This is a genomic window from Klebsiella quasivariicola (genome assembly GCF_002269255.1).
Classification (GTDB): Bacteria; Pseudomonadota; Gammaproteobacteria; order Enterobacterales; family Enterobacteriaceae; genus Klebsiella; species Klebsiella quasivariicola.
On the sequence record NZ_CP022823.1, the window covers coordinates 869,122 to 894,226 of the forward strand.

General features: G+C 56.4%; 29 protein-coding genes and 1 pseudogene. 16 read left to right on the top strand and 14 right to left on the bottom strand.

All coding sequences use genetic code 11. The features are described from left to right. Positions 1-17 precede the first annotated feature (17 nt). The 3 genes from B8P98_RS04400 to B8P98_RS04410 are packed head-to-tail and all read right to left on the bottom strand — an operon-like array spanning position 18 to position 3,351. The gene (locus tag B8P98_RS04400; RefSeq protein ID WP_095032766.1) at positions 18-1,475 is read right to left on the bottom strand and encodes a heavy metal sensor histidine kinase; all 1,458 of its coding nucleotides are present in this window, start codon (positions 1,473-1,475) and stop codon (positions 18-20) included. Between the two features lie 14 nt (positions 1,476-1,489). Continuing rightward, positions 1,490-2,170, bottom strand: a complete 681-nt coding sequence (locus B8P98_RS04405; protein WP_095032767.1) for a heavy metal response regulator transcription factor — start codon at positions 2,168-2,170, stop codon at positions 1,490-1,492. A gap of 14 nt (positions 2,171-2,184) precedes the next feature. After that, positions 2,185-3,351, bottom strand: coding sequence for an aldo/keto reductase (locus B8P98_RS04410; RefSeq protein ID WP_174705283.1), 1,167 nt, complete (start codon positions 3,349-3,351; stop codon positions 2,185-2,187). A gap of 275 nt (positions 3,352-3,626) precedes the next feature. Here B8P98_RS04410 and B8P98_RS04415 point away from each other — a divergent pair, with 275 nt between their 5' ends. The 6 genes and pseudogenes from B8P98_RS04415 (at position 3,627) to B8P98_RS04440 (ending at position 6,519) form a co-directional block, all read left to right on the top strand. Next, positions 3,627-4,652: an alpha/beta hydrolase gene (locus B8P98_RS04415; RefSeq protein ID WP_370511772.1), complete on the top strand. Its 1,026-nt coding sequence runs from the start codon at positions 3,627-3,629 to the stop codon at positions 4,650-4,652. Between the two features lie 256 nt (positions 4,653-4,908). Further along, positions 4,909-5,124: pseudogene (locus B8P98_RS31980) on the top strand (nitroreductase family protein); the annotation flags it as partial. 43 nt (positions 5,125-5,167) lie between these two features. Further along, positions 5,168-5,575, top strand: a complete 408-nt coding sequence (gene radC, locus B8P98_RS04425; protein WP_370511773.1) for a RadC family protein — start codon at positions 5,168-5,170, stop codon at positions 5,573-5,575. Next, entirely contained in the window at positions 5,572-5,793 is a 222-nt protein-coding gene (locus B8P98_RS04430; RefSeq protein ID WP_014226747.1) for a DUF987 domain-containing protein, read from the top strand. The genes radC and B8P98_RS04430 overlap by 4 nt, the downstream gene beginning before the upstream one ends. 25 nt (positions 5,794-5,818) lie before the next feature. Beyond that, positions 5,819-6,175: a type IV toxin-antitoxin system YeeU family antitoxin gene (locus B8P98_RS04435; RefSeq protein WP_095032769.1), complete on the top strand. Its 357-nt coding sequence runs from the start codon at positions 5,819-5,821 to the stop codon at positions 6,173-6,175. A gap of 20 nt (positions 6,176-6,195) precedes the next feature. Further along, on the top strand, positions 6,196-6,519 hold the full coding sequence (locus B8P98_RS04440) for a TA system toxin CbtA family protein (RefSeq protein ID WP_001546951.1): 324 nt from the start codon (positions 6,196-6,198) through the stop codon (positions 6,517-6,519). 371 nt (positions 6,520-6,890) lie between these two features. On the opposite strand, the gene B8P98_RS04445 is transcribed toward B8P98_RS04440, so the two are convergent. Beyond that, on the bottom strand, positions 6,891-8,279 hold the full coding sequence (locus B8P98_RS04445) for an MFS transporter (RefSeq protein WP_095032770.1): 1,389 nt from the start codon (positions 8,277-8,279) through the stop codon (positions 6,891-6,893). A gap of 129 nt (positions 8,280-8,408) precedes the next feature. On the opposite strand from B8P98_RS04445, the gene B8P98_RS04450 reads away from it, so the two are divergent. Continuing rightward, the gene (locus B8P98_RS04450) at positions 8,409-9,323 is read left to right on the top strand and encodes a LysR family transcriptional regulator (protein WP_025713603.1); all 915 of its coding nucleotides are present in this window, start codon (positions 8,409-8,411) and stop codon (positions 9,321-9,323) included. Between the two features lie 303 nt (positions 9,324-9,626). On the opposite strand, the gene B8P98_RS04455 is transcribed toward B8P98_RS04450, so the two are convergent. From B8P98_RS04455 to B8P98_RS04470, 4 genes are read right to left on the bottom strand one after another with little or no spacing between them, the layout of a single operon-like run. Continuing rightward, a complete protein-coding gene (locus B8P98_RS04455; protein ID WP_095032771.1) occupies positions 9,627-10,430 on the bottom strand; it encodes a carboxymuconolactone decarboxylase family protein in 804 nt (267 codons plus the stop codon). Between the two features lie 32 nt (positions 10,431-10,462). Then, on the bottom strand, positions 10,463-11,482 hold the full coding sequence (locus tag B8P98_RS04460; RefSeq protein ID WP_095032772.1) for an aldo/keto reductase: 1,020 nt from the start codon (positions 11,480-11,482) through the stop codon (positions 10,463-10,465). Between the two features lie 18 nt (positions 11,483-11,500). Beyond that, on the bottom strand, positions 11,501-12,055 hold the full coding sequence (locus B8P98_RS04465; RefSeq protein ID WP_136053395.1) for an NAD(P)H-dependent oxidoreductase: 555 nt from the start codon (positions 12,053-12,055) through the stop codon (positions 11,501-11,503). An 8-nt stretch (positions 12,056-12,063) separates the two neighbouring features. Then, positions 12,064-12,372, bottom strand: a complete 309-nt coding sequence (locus B8P98_RS04470; protein WP_025713599.1) for a hypothetical protein — start codon at positions 12,370-12,372, stop codon at positions 12,064-12,066. Positions 12,373-12,510: 138 nt separating this feature from the next. On the opposite strand from B8P98_RS04470, the gene B8P98_RS04475 reads away from it, so the two are divergent. Together B8P98_RS04475 and B8P98_RS04480 are read left to right on the top strand one after the other, a co-directional pair. After that, positions 12,511-13,410, top strand: a complete 900-nt coding sequence (locus tag B8P98_RS04475) for a LysR family transcriptional regulator (protein ID WP_095032773.1) — start codon at positions 12,511-12,513, stop codon at positions 13,408-13,410. Positions 13,411-13,581: 171 nt separating this feature from the next. After that, positions 13,582-13,848, top strand: a complete 267-nt coding sequence (locus B8P98_RS04480) for a hypothetical protein (RefSeq protein WP_025713597.1) — start codon at positions 13,582-13,584, stop codon at positions 13,846-13,848. 3 nt (positions 13,849-13,851) lie between these two features. On the opposite strand, the gene B8P98_RS04485 is transcribed toward B8P98_RS04480, so the two are convergent. Next, a complete protein-coding gene (locus B8P98_RS04485) occupies positions 13,852-14,424 on the bottom strand; it encodes a DUF1349 domain-containing protein (RefSeq protein ID WP_025713596.1) in 573 nt (190 codons plus the stop codon). 18 nt (positions 14,425-14,442) lie between these two features. Then, a complete protein-coding gene (locus B8P98_RS04490) occupies positions 14,443-14,736 on the bottom strand; it encodes a YciI family protein (RefSeq protein ID WP_095032774.1) in 294 nt (97 codons plus the stop codon). A 218-nt stretch (positions 14,737-14,954) separates the two neighbouring features. Between B8P98_RS04490 and B8P98_RS04495 the strand changes: the two genes are divergently transcribed. From B8P98_RS04495 to B8P98_RS04515, 5 genes are all read left to right on the top strand, one after another. Next, entirely contained in the window at positions 14,955-15,284 is a 330-nt protein-coding gene (locus B8P98_RS04495; protein ID WP_095032775.1) for a metalloregulator ArsR/SmtB family transcription factor, read from the top strand. A gap of 52 nt (positions 15,285-15,336) precedes the next feature. After that, positions 15,337-16,629 carry an arsenic transporter gene (locus B8P98_RS04500; RefSeq protein WP_095032776.1) on the top strand — a complete coding sequence of 431 codons (1,293 nt, stop codon included), beginning with the start codon at positions 15,337-15,339 and terminating at the stop codon, positions 16,627-16,629. 9 nt (positions 16,630-16,638) lie between these two features. Next, positions 16,639-17,061, top strand: coding sequence for a glutaredoxin-dependent arsenate reductase (arsC, locus tag B8P98_RS04505; RefSeq protein WP_095032777.1), 423 nt, complete (start codon positions 16,639-16,641; stop codon positions 17,059-17,061). 496 nt (positions 17,062-17,557) lie between these two features. After that, the gene (locus B8P98_RS04510; protein WP_080897040.1) at positions 17,558-19,111 is read left to right on the top strand and encodes a peptide MFS transporter; all 1,554 of its coding nucleotides are present in this window, start codon (positions 17,558-17,560) and stop codon (positions 19,109-19,111) included. A 184-nt stretch (positions 19,112-19,295) separates the two neighbouring features. Next, positions 19,296-19,595, top strand: coding sequence for a DUF1889 family protein (locus B8P98_RS04515; RefSeq protein WP_025713585.1), 300 nt, complete (start codon positions 19,296-19,298; stop codon positions 19,593-19,595). 62 nt (positions 19,596-19,657) lie between these two features. Here B8P98_RS04515 and B8P98_RS04520 read toward each other — a convergent pair whose 3' ends face one another. From B8P98_RS04520 to B8P98_RS04535, 4 genes are read right to left on the bottom strand one after another with little or no spacing between them, the layout of a single operon-like run. After that, the gene (locus B8P98_RS04520) at positions 19,658-21,106 is read right to left on the bottom strand and encodes an MdtP family multidrug efflux transporter outer membrane subunit (protein ID WP_080897041.1); all 1,449 of its coding nucleotides are present in this window, start codon (positions 21,104-21,106) and stop codon (positions 19,658-19,660) included. Further along, positions 21,103-23,028, bottom strand: coding sequence for a multidrug efflux transporter permease subunit MdtO (gene mdtO, locus B8P98_RS04525; RefSeq protein ID WP_095032778.1), 1,926 nt, complete (start codon positions 23,026-23,028; stop codon positions 21,103-21,105). Before mdtO ends, B8P98_RS04520 begins: the two co-directional genes overlap by 4 nt. Before the next feature lie 12 nt (positions 23,029-23,040). Next, a complete protein-coding gene (gene mdtN / locus B8P98_RS04530) occupies positions 23,041-24,066 on the bottom strand; it encodes a multidrug transporter subunit MdtN (RefSeq protein WP_025714762.1) in 1,026 nt (341 codons plus the stop codon). A gap of 6 nt (positions 24,067-24,072) precedes the next feature. Then, positions 24,073-24,345 (bottom strand): YtcA family lipoprotein, encoded by a 273-nt coding sequence (locus tag B8P98_RS04535; RefSeq protein ID WP_008806389.1) that lies wholly within the window; start codon positions 24,343-24,345, stop codon positions 24,073-24,075. A 223-nt stretch (positions 24,346-24,568) separates the two neighbouring features. Between B8P98_RS04535 and yjdI the strand changes: the two genes are divergently transcribed. Then, on the top strand, positions 24,569-24,799 hold the full coding sequence (gene yjdI / locus B8P98_RS04540; protein WP_004205354.1) for a 4Fe-4S mono-cluster protein YjdI: 231 nt from the start codon (positions 24,569-24,571) through the stop codon (positions 24,797-24,799). 11 nt (positions 24,800-24,810) lie between these two features. Further along, complete coding sequence (locus tag B8P98_RS04545; protein WP_002916201.1) at positions 24,811-25,083, top strand: GNAT family N-acetyltransferase; 273 nt, start codon at positions 24,811-24,813, stop codon at positions 25,081-25,083. Positions 25,084-25,105: the final 22 nt, after the last annotated feature.

A 25,105-nucleotide genomic window follows, 5' to 3' on the forward strand; every position in this document is an offset into this window, starting at 1 on the left:
TCGAGGGGGTAATGACGTCAGGCTGACGCCCCCCTGACAATTCTGTCAGTTAACCCTGGCCCCGGCTCAGTGCCGGTTTGAGCATTGCCCGCCGCTTTATCCGCTTGTACCGCAAAGGTGAGGCCAAATGTATTGATGCCATCTTCACTACGGGCAAATACATCTCCCCGGTGCATAATGGCGACGGCACGCACGATCGACAGGCCCAGTCCATGATGGGTATCACTCCTGGCCCGGGAGGTGTCGACGCGATAAAAGCGCTCGAAAAGCCGGTGTAAGTGCTCTGGCGCTATAGGCTCGCCCGGGTTTGAAACTTCAACCCAGGCTTGATTGTTTTTTTCGCTTAACCGCACCGTAACCGTGCTGTTGGATGGTGAATGTCTTGCGCTATTTTCCAGTAAATTAGCCAGTGAGCGGTGGAACAGTCGTCGGTCGATGTGCGCGGTGACGTCGCCCTCCACATCCAGAGAAAGCTGTTTTTCAGCAAAAGAGGGTTCAACGTACTCCGCTGTTTTCAGGGTTTCTTCCCGCAGGGAAACCTGCGTAAGCTGGGAAGCATGCTCACCCGCATGAGCATGGGACAGGAACAGCATGTCGTTAACTATCGACGTCATGCGTTCAAGTTCTTCCAGATTGGAACCCAATAACTCTTCCAGTTCATCCTGTGAACGTCGGCGTGAGAGACCCAGCTGCGTCTGGCCGATCAGATTAGTTAGCGGAGTCCGGAGCTCATGCGCAACATCGGCATTAAAGCTTTCGAGCTGCCTCCAGGCGACCTCTTGCCGTTCCAGCACGCCATTAAAAGATGATGCTAATTGCTGTAATTCGTCAGGTAATGCTTCGGTATTCAGGCGCTGACCATGGTCCCCGGGAGCGAGATGCCGGGCCTGTTTACTGAGCGCCCCAACGGGACGAAGACCGATCCTTGAAACGATGTACCCCAGTAAGGCGACAATCACGACGCCCAGTGCGGTAATGATCAGCAATGTACGCGTGAACGCATCGAGTGTGCCCATGTACGGCGTGGAGTCAATGGCAACCACATAGCGCAGCTCAGGCCTTTCACCGTTGGCGGGGATCGTTTTCACTAACAGAAACAGCGAGCATGCACCTTCTGATGCGCCGGGCACTTTATTAAAGCCTTCCCGTAAAGAAGACCACTGAACGCCCACCGGCGGCGTTCCCCCCATGCTAAAGCGTGGGTTATCGCTTACTATCCAGTAGCGAACGCGCTCACCTTCAGAATTGGTTAACACGGTGAATTTATTGGCAAGCAGTGACCAGCCGTCAGCGGAGGTTCGGGCGGTAATCCACGGGCTCATTAATGATTCACGGAATAACAATTCGTTGTGCATCTGCTTTTGCAAAGAGTCATGCAAGGAGCTTCTGAGCAGGATGCCGATAACGGACACAATCAGCAGCGCGGATAAGGCAAACATCAGCGCCAGGTGAACGGAGATGGAACGCTTAAGCATGCTTATCCCCTTCACTATTCTGACCGGACTTCAAGGACATACCCCATGCCACGAACGGTATGCAGCAGTTTGGCGTCGAACGGCGCATCCACTTTGGCTCGCAGGCGTTTAATGGCCACTTCAACCACGTTGGCATCGCTATCAAAGTTCATGTCCCATATCTGCTCAGCTATCATCATCTTTGACAGAATCTCCCCCTGATGCCGGGCCAAAAGGCTCAGCAGGGAAAACTCTTTCGCGGTCAGTTCCAGCCGTGTTCCACCACGAAATACGCGGCGAGCCAGCAGGTCGAGATGCAGATCGTGAATTTGCAGTTGAGTGATGTCTGCGCCATCCGTAGCGCGGCGACGCACCAGTGCCTGAATACGCGCCACCAGCTCAATAAGCGAAAAGGGCTTGGGCAGATAATCATCCGCGCCAAGGCGAAGCCCTTTAACGCGTTCATCGACAGAGCCGCGAGCCGAGAGCATCAGCACCGGCGTCTGTTTGGCTGCTCGCACACCCTCAAGTACCCGGTAGCCATCCATCCCCGGCAGCATCACATCCAGTATTATCGCGTCGTAGTCGAACTCCAGCGCGTAATGAAGTCCTTCCGCGCCATCTGCAGAGACATCTACCGTAAATCCGGACTCACTCAATGCTCGGTTGAGATAGGTTGACGTTTTTTCTTCATCTTCGACTAACAACAGGCGCATAACGGGACTTCCTCTTAACTTTTCAACGGTGCTTCAACATCAGAATAAACCTGCACAGCATCCGGCAGACGTTGACCCTGGATAGTGATGGCATCCAGTGAGCGGGTGAGCTCGGTCATCTCAGCGGAAGTTAGCGACACGGTGGTAGCCGCTGTGTTTTGCAGCATATGGTCTTTATTGGTGGTGCCAGGGATGGGAACAATCCAGGGTTTACGCGCCAGGAGCCATGCCAGCGCAATCTGTCCCGGTGCGGCATTTTTTCGTATTGCCCAGGATTTCAGTAGTTCAACCAACTGTAAGTTGTGTGGCAAGTTTTCAGGCGTGAAACGCGTTTCTGTCGCGCGGAAATCACCGGCAGCGAACCGGGTATTCTCATCAATCCAGCCCGTTAAAAATTGCACGCCGAGTGGGCTCCATGGCACGAACCCAATGCCCAGCTCTTCACACACCGGAAGCACCTGCTTTTCAGGGCCGCGCCAGAGCATGGAGTACTCACTTTGTACGGCGGTCACGGGTAATGCTGCATGGGCGCGCCTCAATGTATTGATGCCCATTTCAGACAGACCCCAGTGCAGGACTTTTCCTTGATCCATTAAATCTTTCACCACATCGGCAACATCTTCGATAGGGATCTGCGGATCAACCCGGTGTTGATACAGTAAATCGATACGATCGGTACGTAGGCGTTTTAGCATATTGTCGACGACCTGCCTGATATGCTCCGGCCTGCTGTTAAGGCCCGGCAGACGCTTACCCGTCTGTTGGTCAATGTTCCAGCCAAACTTGGTGGCGATAACGATTTTGTCCCTGAACGGGGCGACGCCTTCCCCGAGAATTTTTTCGACTTCAAACGGGCCGTAGGCTTCAGCAGCGTCGAAGAACGTTACCCCTTCATCAAATGCCCGGTGGATAACATTGATCATCTCGGGACGCCAGGGAACGGATGTGTCGTATTTGCGACTCATGTTCTGCACACCCAGACCGACGGCAGAAACTTCCAGCTTCCCGAGTTTACGCTTGCCAGGAGCAGCATTGCGTTGGCTGGGTTGTCTGGATGAATCGACCTGAAAGGATTGGCTCGCCGCTGATACTTGCGGAATCATTGAGGCGGCGGCAATACCGGCCCCGGCGACTAATAGCTTGCGCCGCTCTGGCATTGTTGGGTCATTCTGGCTTTTCATTGATCGCTCCGTTTCTCAGAAAATTAATCATGACTCTCATTTAAGCGGGACCATTCTGCGTTGTGATTGCCAACATAAAGCTGACGGCTACCTGACAGCGTTGTCAGAAACACCTGCCTATCCCAGTCTGTTTCCTGACAAAAATGTTATTTCCCTGTCACGATGCTGACAGCCCTCTCCGCCTACTCTGAGCCTGCAAATTTGATTCCGCGAGCCTGTATAACCAGGCCAACACTCATCGGGGAGAGACCATGAAATTCACGGTTATCAGTGCAATGCTACTCACGGCAATGGCCGGGGTGACCTCAGTCAATGCGGCTGATTACAAAAAAAATCCATTCACACTCGTCTATGACGGTGCCATCACCGAGAACGTCAAAGGCAAGGTCAACATTCATCCCGTGAAATACGATCTGCATGGCATCCAGATTGCTGCGAATGTCTATACCCCTGCTAACTACGATCCCGCCAAAAAATATCCTGCCGTGGTGGTTGCACATCCTAATGGTGGCGTAAAAGAGCAGGTCGCCGGGTTGTATGCCCAGCGTCTCGCCGAGCAGGGCTACATCACGATTACAGCCGACGCGGCTTATCAGGGGGCCAGCGGTGGGATGCCTCGCAGCGTGGATAAACCCGCTAATCGCATTGAGGATATCCACGGCATGGCTGACTACATCAGTCAGTATCCTGGTGTCGATACCGCCCGCCTTGGTCTGCTGGGTATTTGCGGAGGCGGCGGGTATTCACTTGTTGCGGCCGAAACTGACAAGCGGTTCAAATCGATAGCAACCATCAGCATGTTTAATTCAGGCCTTGTGCGCCGCAACGGTATGCAGGATTCACAGCTGGATACTATCCAGCAACGTCTTCAGCAGGCTTCTGACGCACGTGCTCAGGAAGCCGCCGGAGGAGAAGTACTTTACTCCGGCGATGCCAACCTGACTGATGAACAGATTGCTAAATTACCCTTTGCCTTGTATCGCCAGGGCTACGAGTACTACTGGAAAACCCATGCCCACCCGAACTCCACGTTTAAATACACCACCAGCAGTCTTCTGGATTTGATGAGCTTTGACGTAATGGACCATATCAATCTCATCAATAAACCGCTGCTGATGATTGCCGGGACAAAAGCGGATACGCTCTATATGACTGAAGATGCGTTCGCGAAAGCCACCGGTACGAAGGACAAAGAACTCTTCCTGATCGATGGTGCTACCCATATCGAGACGTATTGGGTGCCAAAATACGTTGACCAGGCAATGCAAAAGTTAGACGTCTTCTTCGATAAGAATATTTAGTTATCCTCCGATGACGCCCCAGCCGCGCAGGCTGGGGTGTGATCATCAGTTGCCACTTTCCGCTTGCGTGTTCACGCGATAGACCCAGATTAACGAAGTTGCGGTTAAAGATAATTACGCTGCTTAAATAGGCGCTATGAATGGAATTCATAGACCTAATCTGGAACCGGGAATGAAAACGATGAGTCTGATGTGACAGGATGGATCTGGATAGAGTGAATCATTCACTTCAAATTACTTTCAGGCGGAGAAGCAAATGAGTTCGCAAGAGCCAACATTTAGTGAGGTAGTAAAAAACAGGTACTCGGCTAGAGCCTTTCTTTCATCTCCCATCCCCAGCGATATCCTCAAAGACATTTTGCTCGAAGCGCAATGCGCACCATCCAACTGCAATACTCAGCCTTGGTCCCTGCATATCGTTGCAGGAGATAAACTTAGTGAATTAAGCCACGCACTGACGGAAGATCTGAGGGCGGGGAACTACAGCCTTGATTTTACGTTTGATAAAGAAGCTTATCCCGAGCCATTCAGGCAACGGGCTTCGGAACAGGGGCGCTCGTACTATCAGGCACTGGGCGTTGCGCGAGGGGATACAGCTGGCCAGACAGGAGCGGGAGGTATTTATGGTGCTCTATCTCGATAATCAGCATCGTTTACTAGAGAGTGAAACACTGTTCGCCGGTTCGGTAAACCATGTGCAGGTTCATTCCCGCGAAGTGGTGAAGTCGGCGCTTCGTTTCAATGCTGCAGCTGTCGTACTCGCACATAACCATCCCTCCGGCGATCCGGAGCCCAGCAAAGCCGATCGCCAGATGACTGACAGGCTAAAGGAGGTACTGGAGCTGGTTGATGTGAAGACGCTCGATCATCTGGTTGTCGGCCAGGATGGCATTGTGTCGTTCGCTGAGCGAGGCTGGATATGAAAATCATCAGTAAGCGCCAGGCCATGGCTCTGTACCGACAGCATCCTGACTCCCGCCTGTTTCGCTTCTGTACCGGCAAATATAAATGGTCAGGCAGTATCTGCCATTATGCTGGCCGGGAAGTTCAGGACATACACGGCGTTCTGGCCGTGTTTGCTGAACGTCGTCAGGACCGCAATGGTCCCTATGTCATTCTTCGAAGTGTCACTCTCAATTAATCCTTCCCTTTAATCAGGAACAATAATGAACAATCACTCAGAATCCGGTACCAAGCCGGAGAATCCCCGCTGCCAGCATTGGGGGCTAAAGAGTACGATTACACCCTGTTTTGGAGCTCGGCTGGTGCAAGAAGGCGACCGCCTGCATTTTCTTGCTGATCGGGCCGGATTTAACGGTGCTTTCTGCGACGATGACGCGCTATACCTGGATCAGGCCTTTCCGTTGATTCTCAAACAACTGGAGCTGATACTCACCGGCGGAGAACTCTCCCCCCGCCATCAGCACTGTGTCACCCTCTATCACAACGGATTCACCTGCGAAGCCGATACGCTTGGTAGTTGTGGCTACGTATACATCGCCATTTATCCCACTCAACGTTAATTACTTTCACGAGAAAAAAAATGAAATTTCTACCTACAACAAATATGCGGGCGGCGAAGCCATGCCTGTCGCCCGTGACTATCTGGCAAATGCTACTTAGTCGTCTGCTGGAACAGCATTATGGCCTGACACTAAACGATACACCTTTCTGTGATGAAACCGTCATACAGGAACATATCGATGCCGGTATCACTCTCGCTAATGCCATTAACTTTCTAGTGGAAAAGTACGAACTGGTTCGTATCGATCGCAGAGGGTTTAGCTGGCAAGAACAAACTCCATATCTCACGATTATTGATATCATGAGGGCCCGTCGCGATCTGGGTTTAATGAATCGTAATTAGTCTGATGCTAACGGTATCGCTGCTTTCGAGTATGCCTGCCATTTGCTATCATCTCGCTTCCTGCTGATTTATCGACAAAGGTAATTACTTGAATTCAAAGCCTCTGTGCTTTGGGGGTATCTTTGGGGGTATAAGTTAAGATATAACGTGAAAATTCTATATTTTTCAAATTATTGAACAGCTTGTTCTAATCCCTTCGCCGCTCCAAACTCCAGTCTCCTGAAGTCTATCCAACTCAATTTTCCCTAGATAAAACAGCAGTTATAGCATTCTGTTAGTCTGTTGCACTCCGACGGAGGACTCCACTTTGGTTGCGGAAGCGGCGTCTTGCGCTGTTGGCGCTGGAGTAGCGTTTAGTGATATTTTCGCACTTATCCTGTTCTCGCAGGATGAGTGATTTTACGCAGTCGGCTCGCGCTGACGACAACCGATACCGCAGAGGCCGCGGCGGCAACCCACAGCGCAACATGAATTGACCTTTCATCTGCTGCCAGCAGAACGCCTACGGCGGCGGCTCCCAGGCACTGCCCGAAAGTGCGCATAATGGATAAAACACCGGACGCATAACTCGCGTGCTCACGAATAACGTTTGAGAGCATTTCCCGGTTATTGGGACTCTGAAAGCAGCCAAACCCTATTCCACACACCAGACTTCTCAGGCAGATATCCCACATTGAAGGGCCGGCGGGTAACGTCGCCAGCAGGATCAAACCGACGACAAAAATCACCAGCCCCAGGGTGGATATCGCCGGGGCGGATATCGTGTCCGCCCAACGGCCTGCATGCGGTGCAATCAGCACGATCCCTAACGGCCACGGCGTAAACAGCAGGGCAGACACTACCGGACTGTAGCCGTATTCGCTCTGAAACAGGAAGGGCAGCGCAATAAAGGTGATCCCCTGGCTGACAAAAGCAATCATCGACGTGAAGGCCGCGAGGGTAAAACGTTCATTTTTAAACATGGTCGGCGGCAGTAAGGGATGATCCGTGCGGCGGATTTGCCAGATAAAAGCCATGCCGCTCAGCGCAGCGAGAGCCATCCAGCAAAGGCTGCCGAATTGATAAGTAGCGTCCTGGAGGCTGTTCGCCGCCATGATCGTCGAACCCAACAGCAGTGCCGACAATATGGCGCCCAGGGTGTCGAAGGGCGCCTGCATAAGGATCGCATCCCGCGGCAGCGCTCTGACCGCCAGCAGTAAGGCGAGGGTGCCGGGAAGAACGTTTATCGCAAACAGCCATTGCCAGCTCAGGGTGTGAAGGATCGTACCGCCCAATACCGGGCCGATAGCGGAGCTGGAGGCAATGAGCAGGGCATGGAACCCCAGAATGCGGCCAAGTAATCGTCCGGGAAATACGGACCTGAGTATTGCGGGGGCAATGCTCAGCGTCGCCGCGCCGCCGATCCCCTGAAGCACGCGCATACCGATAAGCACGTCGGGCTTATTCGCCAGCGCGCAGCCCAGCGATGTCAGGGTAAAGGTCGTCAGGCCCGCCAGAAATACGGGGCGATAACCCAGACGGGCCGCAAGCGCCGCGAATATCGCCAGCGTCATCGCAGCCGCCAGCAGATACCCGTTGGCGAACCAGACGGCAATACTGGCAGGTACCTGCATCTCCTGAGCCATTGAGGGTAGGGCAATGTTGATCATGGTGCCATCAAACACGCCCATTAAGGTGGTGGTCATTATTGCGGCCATCACCCGTGCGCGCGCCGGGCCAGGCAGGCCTTCGTCGCCGGGTTGACTGGAAAAGAGCGTCATCATTTGTCCTCTGAGAAGAGTGTATGGATGACAAAACTATAAAGATGGCTTTTACTGGGCGGAAGGCGCACTATTTTCACTTTATTGTTGCATCAAACGCCTTATCTTAATGTGCTGGGAGGAAGGGAAATGTCCGATCCCGATTTTAATTTGCTGGTAGCTCTCGACGTATTGCTGAGTGAAGCGAGTGTCGCGGGTGCGGCACGTCGTCTGAACCTCAGCACTTCGGCCATGAGCCGGACACTAAGCAGGTTACGCGATGTCACAGGAGACCCGATCCTGGTGCGCGCCGGGCGTAACATGGTACTGACTCCGTGGGCTGAAGCGACCCGGGATCGCGCCAGGCGTGCAGTGCACGAGGCCAGGGCGGTATTGCAGCCCTCAACTGAAACATTCAGCGCGCGAAGTCTGGCGCGTCTTTTTACCATCAGGGCAAACGATGGTTTTGTGGTGGCGTTTGGGCCTGCGCTCATAGCAGCGGTTGCCGACGCCGCGCCGGATGTCTGTATACGCTTCGCGCCTAAGCCGGAAAAAACGTCGCGCTATCTTCGGGAAGGGCTGGTTGATCTGGAGATTGGCGTTCAGAGTAATATGGGGCCAGAAATACGGCTGCAACGACTGTTTGAGGATCGGTTTGTTGGCGTCGTGCGTAAAGGGCACCCGCTGGCTAAGCAGGCAGAAATAGGCGTGGGTGATTATGTCGCCTGGGGCCATGTGGTAGCGTCACCCGAGGGCGCGTTGCACGGATCCGTTGACGATGCGCTGGCCGAACTGGGGACAAAACGTAAAATTGCGAGCGTCGTACCGGGATTTCCGACAGCACTGTCTGTGGCGCTGGAATCGGATCTTATCGCCATGATACCTGCACTCTATTTACTCAATCAGCAGGTAACGGACCAGGTACACGTTTTCGAGCTGCCGTGCAAAAGCCGTCGTATTACGGTATCGCAGATGTGGCACCCAAGAATGGAACGCGACCCCGGTCACCGCTGGCTGAGAGAGCAAATTCTTGCAATATGCGGTGTGGGGAGGTCAGTCCATTGATAGTTAAGATAAAACAGATTAAACGAAGTTGCGGTGTAGTAGCTAAATTGAGATATTCGTCTCTAACCAAATAGACATGTCCGCGCTACCGTCTCGCCGCAGCGATCGCTGCTTTCAAAAGATGAGACTCAGGACGGCATACGGAACGGAAATTTTCTCAATGAGCGATGTGAACAGACTCACGATCGAAGCCTCCATACGTCGATAGACCGTTTATGTCCTTTCCGCGAGATTTAATCGAAAGCCCTCGTGCTACCTTTAAACTGATAAATAAAGGACAGCTTTCCTGTCCTTTATCCTTTTTTATTCAGCTTTGCTCTCGCGCGATCGCAACACGTCACCGACCACCGGGGCAGCGGTAAACGCATTTGGCCATCCCGCGTAGAACGCCGCCTGGGCGACCACTTCTCCGGCCTCTTCAGCCGAAAGCCCATTATCCATGGCTCTGTTCAGGTGGTAGCCAATCTGCGCGCTCTGTCCGGCAGCGATTAACGCGCTGACCGTCACCAGACTTCTGTCGCGGGGCGTAAGCGCGGGCCGTTGCCAGAGGTCGAGAAACAGCGGGTCGGCGGTAAATTTAACCAGGCCAGGCGAAATGGGACCGACATTTTTCTCCACGGTGTCTGCACGCTGCTTCTCTACCTGTTTATTGAGTGGCAGCAGTGTCGGCGAGGCGGCGGGCAGGGCCTCTGCCGTGATGCCGCGGGCTGCAAAGATCGTTTTGGTCACGCTGACGGCTGACATTGCATTGGGCCAACCTGAGTAGAACGCCAGATGGGTAATGATCTCTGATACTTCCGCTGGCGTCACGCCGCTGTCGAGAGCAACTTCAATATAGTGCTTAAGCTCGCCAGGCTGGTTGCGGGCAATCAGCATCGCTACGGTCACGATGCTGCGGTCGCGGGCAGACAGGGCGTCACGTTGCCAGAGGTCGTTGCTGATGGCCTCGCGGCCGAAGCGCGCCAGCGCCGGCGACACCGCTTGAATATCAGCGTCGGCAAGGGTGGAAGGGATAATTTTCATCATAGCTTCATCTCTTTGTTCGTTGGCATAAGCAAAATCAGACAGCACAAGCGACAAGGCTGCCGCGGCAATCACGTTTTTCATATTTGCTCCTTTCCGATCAGCAGGGCGGATCGTTACCGCGTCCAGACCTGCTTAACGTCCTTCGTTTGCGGCGTGTTTTGCGCCATGATCCCCGTCAGAACGTGCGGCTGGTAGGTTTCTTCAAGAAACTGGATTTCCTCCGGGCTCAGGTGAAGATTGACTGCGTTTACCGCGCCATCGACGTGATCTTTTTTTGTGGCTCCTACGACAGGCGACGTCACTTTTGTCAGCAGCCAGGCCAGCGAAATTTCGGTCATGGAAACCTGATGCCGTTCGGCAAGTTCGGCGACGCGGGCAATAATGATCCGGTCCTGTTCTGCCGTGCTGTCGTATTTTCCCTGCGCATACTCATCTTCTACCGCTCGCCGCGTGTGGCCTTCTAAGCGGGAGAGACGGCCGCTGGCCAGCGCGCTATAGGGAGTCATGGCGATATCATCTTCCGCGCACAGCCCGAACAGCTCTCGTTCATCTTCCCGCATGATCAGGTTGTAGTGGCTCTGCACGGAAACAAAGGGCGCCAGCCCTTCGCGTTCGGCCAGGGCGTTCGCCTTCGCCAGCTGCCAGGCATAGCAATTGGAAATGCCAATTGCGCGCACCTTGCCGGCGGTCACGGCGGCGTGCAGCGCTTCAAGCACGTCAATAACCGGCGTGTTGTAATCCCAGATGTGGTAGATGTAGAGGTCGATGTAGTCCATCCCGAGGTTGCGCAGACTCTGGTCGAGTGAGCGGGCTATTGCCTCTTTTCCGCCGATCCCCCCCGCAATTTGCGCGGCGGTTCGTGGCAGAAACTTGGTGGCCAGCACCACCTCCTCGCGTTTTGCCATCTCCCGCAGCGCCCGGCCAACGTATCGCTCGCTGGAGCCGTTCTGATAGGCGATGGCGGTATCGAAAAAATTGATGCCCTGTTCGAGGCCGTAGCGAATGATGTCCCGGCTGGCTGTTTCGTCCAGCGTCCAGCGATGCTGACCCGTTGACGGATCGCCAAACCCCATACATCCCATGCAGATGCGGGAGACCGTTAAGTCACTTTTACCGAGCCGGGTATACTGCATCGTTATTCTCCCTGTGGATTATTCACAAACGGTATTGAGCAGATCGACAAGCCTTGACGCGTGTTCCCGGGCAAGCGTTTTTTGCTGTGCGATTTTGTCGGCATCCCGGTCGGCATAGCTGATGCCGCAGGTATACACCGGCGCCAGCAGCTCAAGATTGCACAGCCTTGCCGTGGTCTCGAACGGAATAAGATACTCTTCAATGGCATGGCCAAAGAAACCGTCAGCGCTATACGCCGCCTGCGGCGCCCCGGTGGTGAAGGAGAGGATCAGCTTTTTACCACCCAGTTTCGCCGTTGATCCATGCGCGAAGCCGTGAACAAAGACCTCGTCCAGCCATTGTTTCATTAACCCGGGCAGCCCATACCAGGAAAAAGGGAACTGCCAGACAATCACATCCGCCTGCAGCAGGCTTTCCTGCTCTGCGGTGATGTTGAATTTGCCGTCCGGATAGAGCCAGTCCAGACGACGAATTTCCGCGTCAGGCAGGGCGGTTGCCAGCTCATCGAGGATGGTGGCGTTAGCGATGGAAAGATTGAGATCCGGATGCCCGGAAACAATAAGAATATTCATTCCTACCGTTACTCCTGATGTTTAAATTCGGCTGAGAAGAGGTTTTCCCAGTTAATAAACGAGCCGAGTGGAATACACTCGAAGCTTAATAAGCCTGCTTTTGCCAGCGGAAATTCGGCCATGACGTTATTCGCCTCTTCCACGGTGTCGCACTCGAGGAAAATAGCGACGCCGGGTCGGTCCTGACGGAAATAGATGTCGCGGATAAAGCCAGACTTGTACAGTCCCCAGGCGTGCAGGGCTTCCGCGGTAAGGTGCGGCGCATAGTGTTCCAGCGTCGCGCCGGGGGCAGGGATATCCAGACATAAAATGCGCATTGTTGTCTCCGGAAAGTCGTTATCAGCGGGAAGAGACAAAAGTATACGAGCCACAGCTGGCGAAGATTAGGCGGTCATTGACTTAAGAATATTTAGCCTGTACTTAATAATCAGGTGAGGCTGTCTTAAGGAGATGCTATGAATAACGCCCTTTATAACCAGATACGCATCTTTCAGAGCATTGCACGTGAGGGTAATATTTCGGCAGCCGCAAGAAAACTGGAAATTACGCCTCCCTCCGTCAGCAATGCGCTTAAGCTGCTGGAAGAGCATATTGGCCATCCGCTTTTTGTGCGTACGACCCGGCGTATTGAGCTGACGGAAACCGGGCAGCTGCTGCTGGAACAGACCGCTGCGGCGGTGGAGTCGCTGGAAAATTCGTTTGAAAGCATTCGCGACCAGAATCAGGAGCCCTCTGGTATCGTACGAATCACGCTATCGCGCTTTGCCTATCTGCTTATTCTCAAACCGGCAATGGCGGCATTTTGTCAGCAATATCCGGGGATCCAGCTGGAAATATCGGTCTATGACGGTACCGTTAATATCATTGAAGAACGTTTCGACCTTGGGATCCGCTTTGGCGATATTCTCGAAGGCGGCGTGGTCGCCCGCCCGTTAATGAAACCGTTTCGTGAAGGGTTATACGCCTCCTCAGCCTATCTTGCCGAATATGGCGTGCCAGCGGTGCCCGCCGATCTCAGCCATCACCAGCTGATTGGCTATCGCTTTATTACCAACAACCGCATCCTGCCGCTACTCCTCAATGACCACGGTGAGCAGCTCACCGTCGAGATGCCGGGGCAGTTAATCAGCAATGATATTGACGTGATGGCAGACGGTATTCGTCACGGACTGGGGATTGGCCGCTTGTTTGAACCCATCTGGCGGCTACAGCCCGATCGTGAGCAGTTTATTCCCGTGATGGAAGACTACTGGAAAACCTATCCCCCGGTTTATCTCTATTACCCGAAAAACGCGGGTAAAACGAAAAGAGTGAAGGCCCTGATTGATTTTCTGATAATGCATGCCGCGGAATAAAGGCTATTTTGCGTGCGAAATATCTGAAGGCACAGGTCCTGTCTTTCCCTCAGTCTTAACCCTATACTCCATGCGGATAAAGCGGTTTTTATCGCGATGACTTTTGCCGCTCAACGGCTTAACCCATCACCAACGTCATAGGCTGGGAATACAAATAAGGGAGAGACATCAATGGGCAGACGCTTCATGGTCGGTATCTTCGCGCTGGTGGCGTTTTCGGCCAGTGCTGCGCATGGCGGCCATCATGGCCAGTCGGTGATAGCTGGCGCCGACGGCGGAAACGGTTCGGACGGCGGCGATAGTGATAACTCATCGGGCCGGGCAGGGTGCCCGGGCGGCACCGATCCCGATAAGCACGGCCATTTTTACCTGCCTGGCACCCACGAGCCTTGCAATCCCGGGCCCCAGGATGCACAGAAAGTCGGGTCTTCCCGCTAGCGTTTAGCTCAGATCGTGCAGTGCTTTGTCTGATGGCGGGGAAAGCTGAATATCCTGAAACTCAACCGCCAGTCCCCCGCGCTCCGGTGAGCAGCACATCACGCCCGCTTTCACCGGGCCTGGCGGAAAGTAGCCCAGCCGCAGCAGCGGCCAGCGTTCGCCGTCGGTTGAATACTGCAGCCTTATCGCATCGCCTTTACGGGTCAACCGCAGCCAGAAGGTGCGCGGGTCGCCGGGAAAAAGCCCGGTGGCCCAGTCGGAGTGGGTCAGCGTCAGTACGCTACCAATGGCCGGGGCATCGTCATTAAACTCAATCCCCGCCTTCAGCCAGGTCCGCTCGTCCGCCATCATCATTAGTCCGGCCTGGTCGTAAAGGGTGGTGAAATCCGCACATATTTTTGCCTGCAGGGTAAAATCACCTTCCACCTCAGCAGCATAAAGATGACCAGAGAAGCGCTCGAAGCCATACCAGGTATGGCGCCAGAAATCGGTATGCTTGTCAGTGACCACCGTCAGGCCGTCGGTATCGCGGCGCCACTCGGCAGGTTCATTGATCCAGTGAAAGGACGGCTGCATTTTTCCTCCGGGATACGCTTATAACAGCGACTGCAGTACGGGTGACGCCATGCTGGCCTCAAAGGGAATAATCTCGGTACGGGCGAGACCCAGCTGCTGGAAGGGGTCCTGACTCAGACGCGATTCCAGCATTTCCCGGCTGGCGCATTTCGCCAGAATTACCCCGCCGGTGCGGGGAAGGCGGCGGCCGGAGGCAAGAAAGAGGCCGTCAGCATAGCCCTTTTTGAGCCATTCGACATGGGCGGGGATGGCGTCATCCACCTCTTCAAGCGGTTTTACATACGTTAAAACAACCACATAAATCGTACTCATCCTGAAAACCCTGGCAATCTAATGGGATCTCCAGCCTGACATATTTCGATGGTGGATAAAAGAAAACGCGGCATTTTTCCGTGCTATTGCGCAAGGGGTGGCGTGTCGCCACGCAACGGAGGCTCATCGCTGGTGTGAAAAACATATATGATTTTTCGAATGTATATTGATCTTTATTGGTGGTGCCGTATGCTGTCCATCACGCTTGAGGAGAAATCATGTCTTTAGTGCCCCTGCAACTGTTCAAAAACCTCGCCGATGAAACCCGGCTGGGGATCGTATTGCTGCTCAAGGCGCGTGGAGAGCTGTGTGTTTGCGATCTCTGTACGGCGCTCGCCCAGTCCCAGCCCAAGATCTCCCGCCATCTGGCGATGCTCCGTGAGAGCGGCCTGCTGCTGGATCGTAAACAGGGTAAATGGGTCTATTACCGCCTTTCTCCGCAGATGCCGGCCTGGGCGGCGCAGGTGATAGAGCAGGCCTGGCTCAGTCAGCAGGACGATGTGCGGCTGATGGTCAGCAGACTGGCTGGCGGGCCGGGTTGTCGGTAAAAAATTTATCTAAATACATCTGTTTTTTCGAATGTGATTGGCGGGAGGAAGAATGTTGCTGGCAGGTGCGATTTTTGTCCTGACCCTGGTGCTGGTGATCTGGCAGCCGCGGGGGGTAGGGATCGGCTGGAGCGCGGCCTTTGGCGCGGCGCTGGCGCTGGCCACCGGTGGCGTACAGTTAGCCGATATCCCGGTGGTGTGGCATATCGTCTGGAATGCGACTGCCACCTTTATCGCCGTTATCATTATCAGCCTGCTGCTTGATGAGTCTGGCTTTTTTGAATGGGCCGCGCTGCACGTTTCCCGCTGGGGAAGAGGGCGGGGTCGTCTGCTGTTTACCTGGATTATCCTGCTCGGCGCCGCGGTGGCGGCGCTGTTTGCCAACGACGGCGCGGCGCTGATCCTCACCCCCATCGTGATAGCCATGCTGCGGGCGCTGGGTTTCAGCAAGGGAACGATGCTGGCCTTTGTTATGGCCGCCGGGTTTATTGCCGATACCGCCAGCCTGCCGCTGGTGGTGTCGAATCTGGTGAATATCGTTTCGGCAGATTTCTTTGCCATCGGCTTCAGGGAGTACGCTTCGGTGATGGTGCCGGTCGATCTCGCGGCGATCTTCACCACCCTGGCGATGCTGCACCTGTTCTTTCGCAAGGATATCCCGCCAGCCTGGGATATGGCGTTACTGAAAGCGCCGGTCACGGCGATAAAAGATCCGGCGACCTTCCGCACCGGCTGGGGCGTGCTGCTGCTGTTGCTGGTTGGTTTTTTCGTTCTTGACCCGCTGGGGATCCCGGTCAGCGCCATCGCGGCGCCGGGAGCGGGGATCCTGTTTGCTGTCGCGAAGCGCGGGCGGGTCATTAACACCGGCAAGGTGCTGCGCGGCGCCCCGTGGCAGATCGTGATCTTCTCGCTGGGAATGTATCTGGTGGTGTATGGCCTGCGAAACGCCGGGTTAACGGATTATCTGACCACGGTGCTGAACATGCTGGCGGAGCGCGGGCTCTGGGCCGCGACGCTGGGCACCGGTATCCTGTCGGCCTTCCTCTCTTCAATAATGAATAATATGCCCAGCGTGCTGGTCGGCGCCCTGTCGATTGATGGCAGCGCGGCCACAGGAACGATCAAAGAGGCCATGATTTATGCCAACGTCATCGGCTGCGATCTGGGGCCCAAAATCACGCCGATTGGTAGCCTGGCCACGCTGCTCTGGCTGCATGTGCTGGCGCAGAAGCACATCACCATCGGATGGGGGTATTATTTCCGCTGCGGCATCACCATGACCCTGCCGGTGCTGCTTGTGACGCTGGCTGCGCTGGCGCTGCGTCTCTCCTTTAACCAGCCATGAGAACGTACTATGAGCATCACCATTTACCATAACCCGGCGTGCGGCACGTCGCGCAACACCCTGGCGCTGATCCGCAACAGCGGCGAAGAGCCCGTTATTATCCATTATCTGGAGACGCCGCCGTCGCGTGATGTGCTGCGCCAGCTGATTGCCGTGATGGCCATCCCGGTACGTGCGCTGCTACGGCAAAACGTTGAACCCTACGACGCGCTGGGGCTGGCGGAAGACCGGTTTACTGACGATCAGTTAATCGACTTTATGCTTCAGCATCCGATCCTGATTAATCGTCCGATCGTGGTGACGCCGCGGGGCACCCGACTCTGCCGCCCGTCAGAGGTGGTGCTGGAGATCCTGGCCGCGCCGCAAAAAGGCGCGTTCGTGAAGGAAGACGGTGAGCCAGTCATTGATGCCGCAGGGCGGCGAGTGAAATAGCGTCGGTTTTAGCCGCTACCTCCAACATCTTCTGTACGTCGTTTTGTCCCGGCCTGGCGGAATATTCCCCGGGCAAAGTCAGGGCCTCTCCCGAGGGGGAGGTCAGCCTTGCTGAGCAATATTGCCGCTTAACGTTATTTCCTCGTCATTAGGTCCATTTTCCTTACTTTTCCTGCCGTTATCTTCCGCGTCTGTGCCGGCCGTCTTTGTCCTTTGCTGATCATCTAAGGTATTGTTTTTAATTGATGATTTAATGTTTTTGACCCGGAAATATAAAGTCAACGTTGTTTGTGTTTTTGCGAACATTAAATCTATAAAACTAGATGTTTGTCGACTTTTCATCTAAAAAGGGAAGGTAAGGGGCTGGACAAAACCATTGCGTGGTTATCAAATGGTTAAAAATGCTCGCGTTTGATGTTAATGCAAACAAATTATAAATCGTCAGCCTGCTTTATACGGTTAACTTGCGCTGCGGCGCACCTTACCTGGAGAATTTATGCATTCCTCTGTTAATAAAAACGAAAGCCGTACCTTTTTCGGCCATCCTTATCCGCTGGGCTCCCTGTTCTTCACTGAAATGTGGGAGCGCTTCTCGTTTTACGGGATCCGTCCCTTACTGATCCTGTTTATGGCAGCGACGGTCTACGACGGCGGGATGGGACTGGCGCGGGAGAACGCCTCGGCGATCGTCGGGATTTTTGCCGGCAGTATGTATCTGGCGGCGCTGCCCGGCGGCTGGCTGGCGGATAACTGGCTTGGCCAGCAGCGGGCCGTCTGGTACGGCTCTATCCTGATCGCCCTGGGGCACCTGTCAATCGCCCTGTCGGCATGGCTGGGCAACGACCTGTTCTTTATCGGTCTGATGTTTATCGTCCTGGGTTCCGGGTTGTTTAAAACCTGTATCTCAGTGATGGTCGGCACCCTGTATAAAAAAGGCGACGCGCGCCGCGACGGCGGTTTTTCGCTGTTCTACATGGGGATTAACATCGGCTCGTTTATCGCGCCCTTGATCTCCGGTTGGCTGATCAAATCCCATGGCTGGCACTGGGGCTTTGGCATCGGGGGGATCGGGATGCTGGTGGCGCTGGTCATTTTCCGCGCCTTTGCCGTGCCGTCGATGAAGCGCTATGACGCGGAAGTCGGCCTCGATTCCACCTGGAACAGCCCGGTGGCGAAAAAGAATGGCGTTGGGGCGTGGCTGCTGGCGCTGACCCTGGGAGTGGCGGTGCTGGTCACGCTCATTAGCCTGGGCACGATCGTGATTAACCCGGTGGCGGTGGCCAGCGTGCTGGTCTATGTGATTGCCGCCTCCGTGGCGCTCTATTTCATCTGGCTTTTTGTCTTTGCCGGGCTGAATCGTAAAGAGCGGGCGCGGCTGCTGGTGTGCTTTATTTTGCTGGTCTCGGCGGCCTTTTTCTGGTCCGCGTTTGAACAGAAACCAACCTCCTTTAACCTGTTTGCCAACGACTACACCAACCGGATGATCGGCGATTTTGAGATCCCCGCGGTCTGGTTCCAGTCGATTAACGCCTTGTTTATCATTCTGCTCGCGCCGGTATTCAGCTGGGCGTGGCCTGCGCTGGCGCGTAAAAACGTGCGTCCGGGCAGTATGACCAAATTCGTGATTGGTATCCTGTGCGCGGCGGCGGGCTTTGGCCTGATGATGCTGGCAGCGCAGAACGTCCTGAGCAACGGTGGGGCCGGCGTGTCACCGCTGTGGCTGGTGGGCAGTATCCTGATGCTGACGCTCGGTGAACTATGCCTGAGCCCGATTGGGCTGGCGACCATGACCCTGCTGGCCCCGGAAAGAATGCGCGGCCAGATGATGGGCCTGTGGTTCTGTGCCAGCGCGCTGGGTAACCTGGCGGCGGGGCTGATTGGCGGTCATGTGAAGGCCGATCAGCTGTCGCTGCTGCCGGATCTCTTTGCCCGCTGCTCCATCGCGCTGCTGATCTGCGCCGCCGTGCTGGCCGTGCTGATTGTCCCGGTCCGCCGGATGCTGGAGAACAGTCGGTCCAGCGCTGCGCAAAAATCCGTCAGCAACGCCTGACGCACTCCTCAGGCCGGCCCTACGGGGCCGGCTTGTTTTTTGTCCAATCCCCGCCCCAGCAGAACAAAATCCCCTTTTCTGAATGCGCGATGTCCCATAACGTGAGCGTGTTCTTTGAAATCACGTCGCTTTCCGGTCCATAGTGTAGTCAGGTTTACTATGTGGTTAATATAAGGACACACCTATGCCAGCAGTCATTGATAAAGCATTGGATTTCATCGGTGGTATGAATACGTCTGAGCCAGTACCACAGTCTATGGATGAAAGTACCGCGAAGGGAATTCTCAAATATTTGAAAGAACTGGGCGTACCAGCCTCCCCGGCCGACGTCGCTGCGCGGGGCCAACAGCAGGGCTGGAGCGCCGGGTTTACCGATAAAGTAGCGGAATGGGCTGAACGGGTCGCCGCGGGTGAACGGCTGGTGATTAAGCATCCGGAATTCTTTTCCACCTATATGCAGGAGGAGCTGCGCGCTCTGGTGTAATCGCCGCGTATCAACCCCGCGCTTTCTGTTTAATGCCTTCCCCACCGGGGAAGGCATTTTTGTTACTGGCCGCGGTAGCCGCCGCCCAGGGCTTTGATCAGGGTAATGTCGGTGCTCAGCCGCTGGGCTTCAATGTCCAGCAGCAACAGCTGCTGGGCGAGAACCGCCCGCCGGGCCTCTTCGGCGGCGTAGCGGCTGAGCAGGCCGCGCTGATAATGGGCGCGGGCGCTGTCGGTGGTGGTCTGCGCCGCGGTGACTTTTAGCTGCTGCAGCGCACGCTGCTGGTTCAGATCGTTAAGCTGGCTGGAGCTGATGGCGACATCGCGAACTGCGTCCAGCACCGCCTGGTTGTACTGTTTGATCAGGATGTTGCTGGCGGTACGCACCGACTGCAGGTTGGCGTTCAGACGACCGCCGTCGAAGATCGGCAGATACAGCCCGGGCAGCAGGTTGATCTGCTGGAAAGAGGACTTAAACAGATCCCCGACGCTCAGGGCGTTATAGCCCCAGAACGCTTTGATATCAAAATGGGGATAGAAGGCCGCTTTCGCCGCATCGACCTGGCTCAGGGAGGCAGTCACGTAGCCGCGCAGCGCCTGCAGGTCCGGACGGCGGGCCAGCAGCTCGAAAGAGAGCGACGGCGGCAGCGTCTCCTGGAGCGCCGGCAGCGCCACCGGATGGATCGCCGGCATGCTCTGCGCATCAGCGCCGATCAGCGCCCGCAGGGTTTCACGATACTGGGTCAGCATCCCCTCGGCGCTAATGATCTGCTGGCGGGCGGCGAGCTGCTCAGCCCGGGCATTGGCCACATCCACACTGTCTTCCACGCCGCGTTGGGTCCGGTGCTCATGGGCCGCTACCGAGAATTGGGCAATACCCTCCAGCTCCTGCAGCAGCGCGATTTTCTGGAACGTCGCCTGCATGGCGAAATAGAGCTGCGCCACGCTGCTGGCGATATCAAGCTCAATGCCGGCGGTCTCCGCCAGCCGGGCATTTTTCTCGCCAATGGCGGCGGCGACCCGGGCGCGATCGGCTCCCCAGAGATCGATATTCAGCTGCGCCCCGACGCCAACGGTATTCAGCGTATACCAGGGACCATTCTTATCCACCGGCAGGGAGTACGAGTAGGGCCAGCTAAAGGATTTGTCGGTGATCCGCAGGCGGTTTTGCGCCGCGACGGCGGTGGCCTGCAGGCCCATCGCCGAGCGGGCGAGCTCCACCGTGGACTGCGACTGGGAGATACGCAGTCGGGCGGCCTGCATGGTCGGCGAGTTCTGCAGCGCCCGGTTGATCAACATGTTGAGCTGAGGATCATCATAGGCCTCCCACCAGCGGGCTGCCGGCCAGTCGCTGTTCGCCAGGTGGATCACCTGCGCCAGCTGGGCCTGCTGCGGATTGACGATGGCGACCTGGGCCGGCTCATCCTGGATCAGCGCGCAGCCGCTGAGCAGCGTTAGCGTCAGGGTAAAGAGAGTCGCGCGCAGTCGCGCGGGGAAAGGAAGCATCATCATGACGTTTTAGCCTGTTGCTCAGTCGGGCCCCAGTCGGGCAGGGTGGCCAGCGCGGCAGCCAGCGCCGGACCAAAGGGGTTACTGACATCGGCGGCCAGCGTCCCGTCAGGTGCGGCCGCCTCCTGTTCGATACGTTCGGCGTAGCGCCGCAGCTGCTCGGCGCAGCGGGCCAGCGTCGGGTCTCCCGGCGCGGCGTTGAGCCGGTAGCCTTCGCTGAGGCGGGCGATCTCCTCGGCCTGAGCAAGGGTGGCGCGCATCGGCCAGTCTTTCGCCTGTGGCCAGGGATGGGCCCAGGTGCCCAGCGGTTCAGCGCGAACCCGATGGAGCAGCGCTTCGCTGTCGGTGAAGGCGACAAACAGGGGCGCCAGCGGAACCGCCTCCTTCGGGGCGGCGAGGCAGTCCGCCAGTCGGCGATAAAGTGCCGCAAGGCGGGATTTCAACTGCGGCGCTTCGCTGTCCGGCCAGAGATAGAGATGAACGATGGAGGAGACCAGCACCCCGAGCAGAATGCCGAGTACCCGATCCCGCAGCTCGGTGAGGTTGGTCAGCGGGCCAAACCAGCTGAGGAAGGCCAGCGCAAAGGTGAAGCCAATCTGGATCCCGGCGTAGGCGATACGCTCCGAGCCGGCGGCGATCCAGGCCGCCAGCGCCAGCACCGGCAGGGACATCGCCAGCAGGCCGGACAGCGAATCGGTCCAGGGCTGAACAAAGACAATTAACAGCAGCGCCAGCAGGGTGGCGAGCAGCGCCCCGCCGATGCGCAACCATGTCTTTTGCATCGTGGCGCCCAGCCCCGGCTGGGCGACGATGACGCAGCTCAGCATAATGGTGTGCAGTCCCTGCCAGTCGGCAGCGGTATAGAAGACATAGCAGATTAGCGTCGCCAGCAGGGTCTTGAGCGCAAAATGGAGATAGGCCGGGTTGCGCCAGGCGTCCGGCGCCAGCAGAGGCGCCTTCTCCACTTCCCCCTGCGGCAGGGCAACGGGCTCACCCTGCGCCAGCTGCTGCAGAAGGGAAGCCATCTCCTGCAGAACCGCGCGATTAATGCCACGACCGCTGAGCGCCAGGGGAGGAATCGCGCCGTCAAACGGCCCCTCGCTAAGGGCGTTCTTTAGCTGCAGTACCGCCTGCGACAGCTGCTGGCGATCGTCGCTATCCGCTTCGTCCGCTTGCAGCAGGGCCGCCAGCTGATAGCAGCGCAGGGTGGCGGCCAGCCGCGAGCGCCAGGCCTGCGGTTCGGCGGCGATCTCCGGCGTCGCCCGGCTAGCCTGGGCGAACAGCGACTGCAGCTGGTTGAACTGTGCGGCGGTCTCGCCGAACGTGGGCGGCGTTTCCGCGCCCGGGGCTGCCAGCCGGCTGGCGACTGCCTGCAGCATCTCCGCCAGACGCGCCTTAAACTGGTTGCCGGGGAAAGCTTGCTGAAAACAGGCGTTGACCAGCAGGGTAACCAGGATTGCGGTGTTAATCGCCACCCACAGCCAGAGCAGCAGCCGCACCAGGATCTCGCTCTGACTGGTCATTGACGGGAAGGTCTGAGCGTAAATCACCGCCAGCGCCACCACGAAAAAAGCCAGCCCCAGCTTGCCCAGCACCCGCATCAGATAGAGGGCGCAGAAAAAGAGCGCCACCGAGGCGGCCAGGCGGATCAGCGGGTAGTCATAGGTCCACTTGATGATCAGCAACACGCCGCCGAGCGCCACGGTGACGGTGACAAAAAAGACCACGCTGACCAGCTTGATCATCAGCACGTTAGGCTGGCTAACGTAGAACACGACGATCAGCGCAACGGCCAGAAAGGGGATCTGCAGGGTCATAAACAGGGTGATGAGCACCGCACAGCTCAGCGTCAGGCGCAGCGTGTAGCTGGCGCGTCCCGGCGCGTCGCGCAGTTCCTGGCGTAAAAAATCGGCGAAAGGAAACATCGCGTTGTCCGGCTACGGCTGCAGCACGGCGCTGGCCGAGGCGCCCATGCGGAACAGCTCTGGATCGGGATCGCTGACGGCGATTTTCACCGGGAAGCGCTGCGAGACGTGAACCCAGTTAATGCTTTTCTGGATCAGCGGCAGCCCTTCAATGACGCTCCCGCCTTCGGGAAGAACGCCGGAGCCGACCGAATCCACCACGCCGTTAAAGGCGCGGTTGTGGTTGGTCATCACGGTGATCCGCGCCGCCACGCCGGGGCGCACGTTGTTCAGATCGGTTTCGCGGAAGTTCGCGATCACATACCAGCGATCGTCATCCAGCAGGGTGAAGACCGGCTTCAGCGCTGAAGCGTACTGACCGACGGTGGTTTTCAGCGCCACCACTACGCCGTTGAACGGCGCCCGCACTTCGGTAAATTCCAGATGCAGTTCGGCGAGGGCGATTTGCGCCAGGATCCCGGCGCGTTGCGCCACCATGGCATCCACGCCGGTCACGGCGGCCGAGGCCTGTCTGGCCTGCAGCAGCGTGGCCTCCAGCTCCGCACGCGCCGCTTTCTCGGCGGTGCGTGCCTGATCGAGATCTTCCTGGGAGGCAAACCCCTGCGGCACCAGCGGCTCAAGGCGGGTGCGCGTGGAGGTGGTCTGCTTGACCAGCGCTCTGGCGCGCTCGACGGCGGCCGCCACCGACTGGGCGTTATACTCCTGCGCTTTGATGGTGCGCTGGGTCAGCATGATCTGCGCGTCGAGGGTCGTCAGCCGCGCTTTCGCGTCATCGAGCATCGCCTGATAGGGACGGGGGTCGATGCGGAACAGCAGATCGCCTTTTTTCACCCGCTGGTTATCGCGTATGGGCATCTCCACGATGCGTCCGCTAACCTCGGGCACCACATCGATGGTATCGGCATAGACATAGGCGTCATTGGTCTCCGGCGAGGTTTGCAACTGCCAGATAACCAGGATCAGCGCCAGGATAGCGGCAAGGACCAGCGCCAGCAGGGGCCACTTTTTGCGTAACAGGGGAGTGCGGGAAGTTGTCATAAGCGATCAGTGAACAAAAAACAGAAACCACAGCAGCGTGGCGAACAGGAACATCAGCGCGACATAGCTGAAGACCAGAGGAGAAAAGCGCGGCTGCCAGCCTTTACGGGTAATCAGGATATGGCAGGGGATCAGTAAAAACGCACCGCCTAACAAGCAGAAAAACCAGCCTGGAAACGCGGCGCCCAGTACCGGGATCGCTGGTGAGAGTGAGCAGCCGGAGAGCGGCAAGACGAGCAGTAACCGCGCTGGGCGGGCTATGGTAGCAATATGATTCAATGGAACATCCCTGAGTGCTCTTACCAGTGTGTCATGAGTGTAATCGCCTCGTTGCGGGAATGAAAGTCAACCGATCATTGACCAAGTGAATTAACGCGACGAGAAAACATGATATGACATGCCAAATCACTCTCCTGGCGCCAGTTGCCGCGCTCAGGCATAGTCAGCCGCCACGGCGAGGGCTATGCTTAACCTGCAAGATAAAAAAGACCGAGGCAATGTCATGGATAAAGAATTACTGGAAGCCGGCTACCGGGCCTACACCGGAGAGAAAATCGACGTCTACTTTAATACGGCGATTTGTCAGCACTCGGGAAACTGCGTGCGCGGTAGCGCGAAACTGTTCAACCTGAAGCGTAAGCCGTGGATTATCCCGGATGAAGTGGATGTCGCGACGGTGGTAAAAGTGATCGATACCTGCCCGAGCGGCGCCCTGCAATATCGTCATAAATAAGCGAGGAGAAGATGGAAATACTGGAAGGGCACAACAAATTTTATGTTAACGACGCGCAGGGAAACCAGGTGGCGGAAATTGTTTTTGTTCCCACTGGCGAACACCTCAGTATTATCGAGCATACCGATGTTGATCCCAGCCTGAAAGGTCAGGGGGTGGGAAAACAGCTGGTGGCGAAGGTGGTGGAAAAAATGCGCCAGGAGCAGCGGAAGATCATTCCTCTCTGCCCGTTTGCCAAACATGAATTCGATAACACCCGCGAATACGACGATATCCGCGCCTGACGTACCGGCACCGGTGCCCACC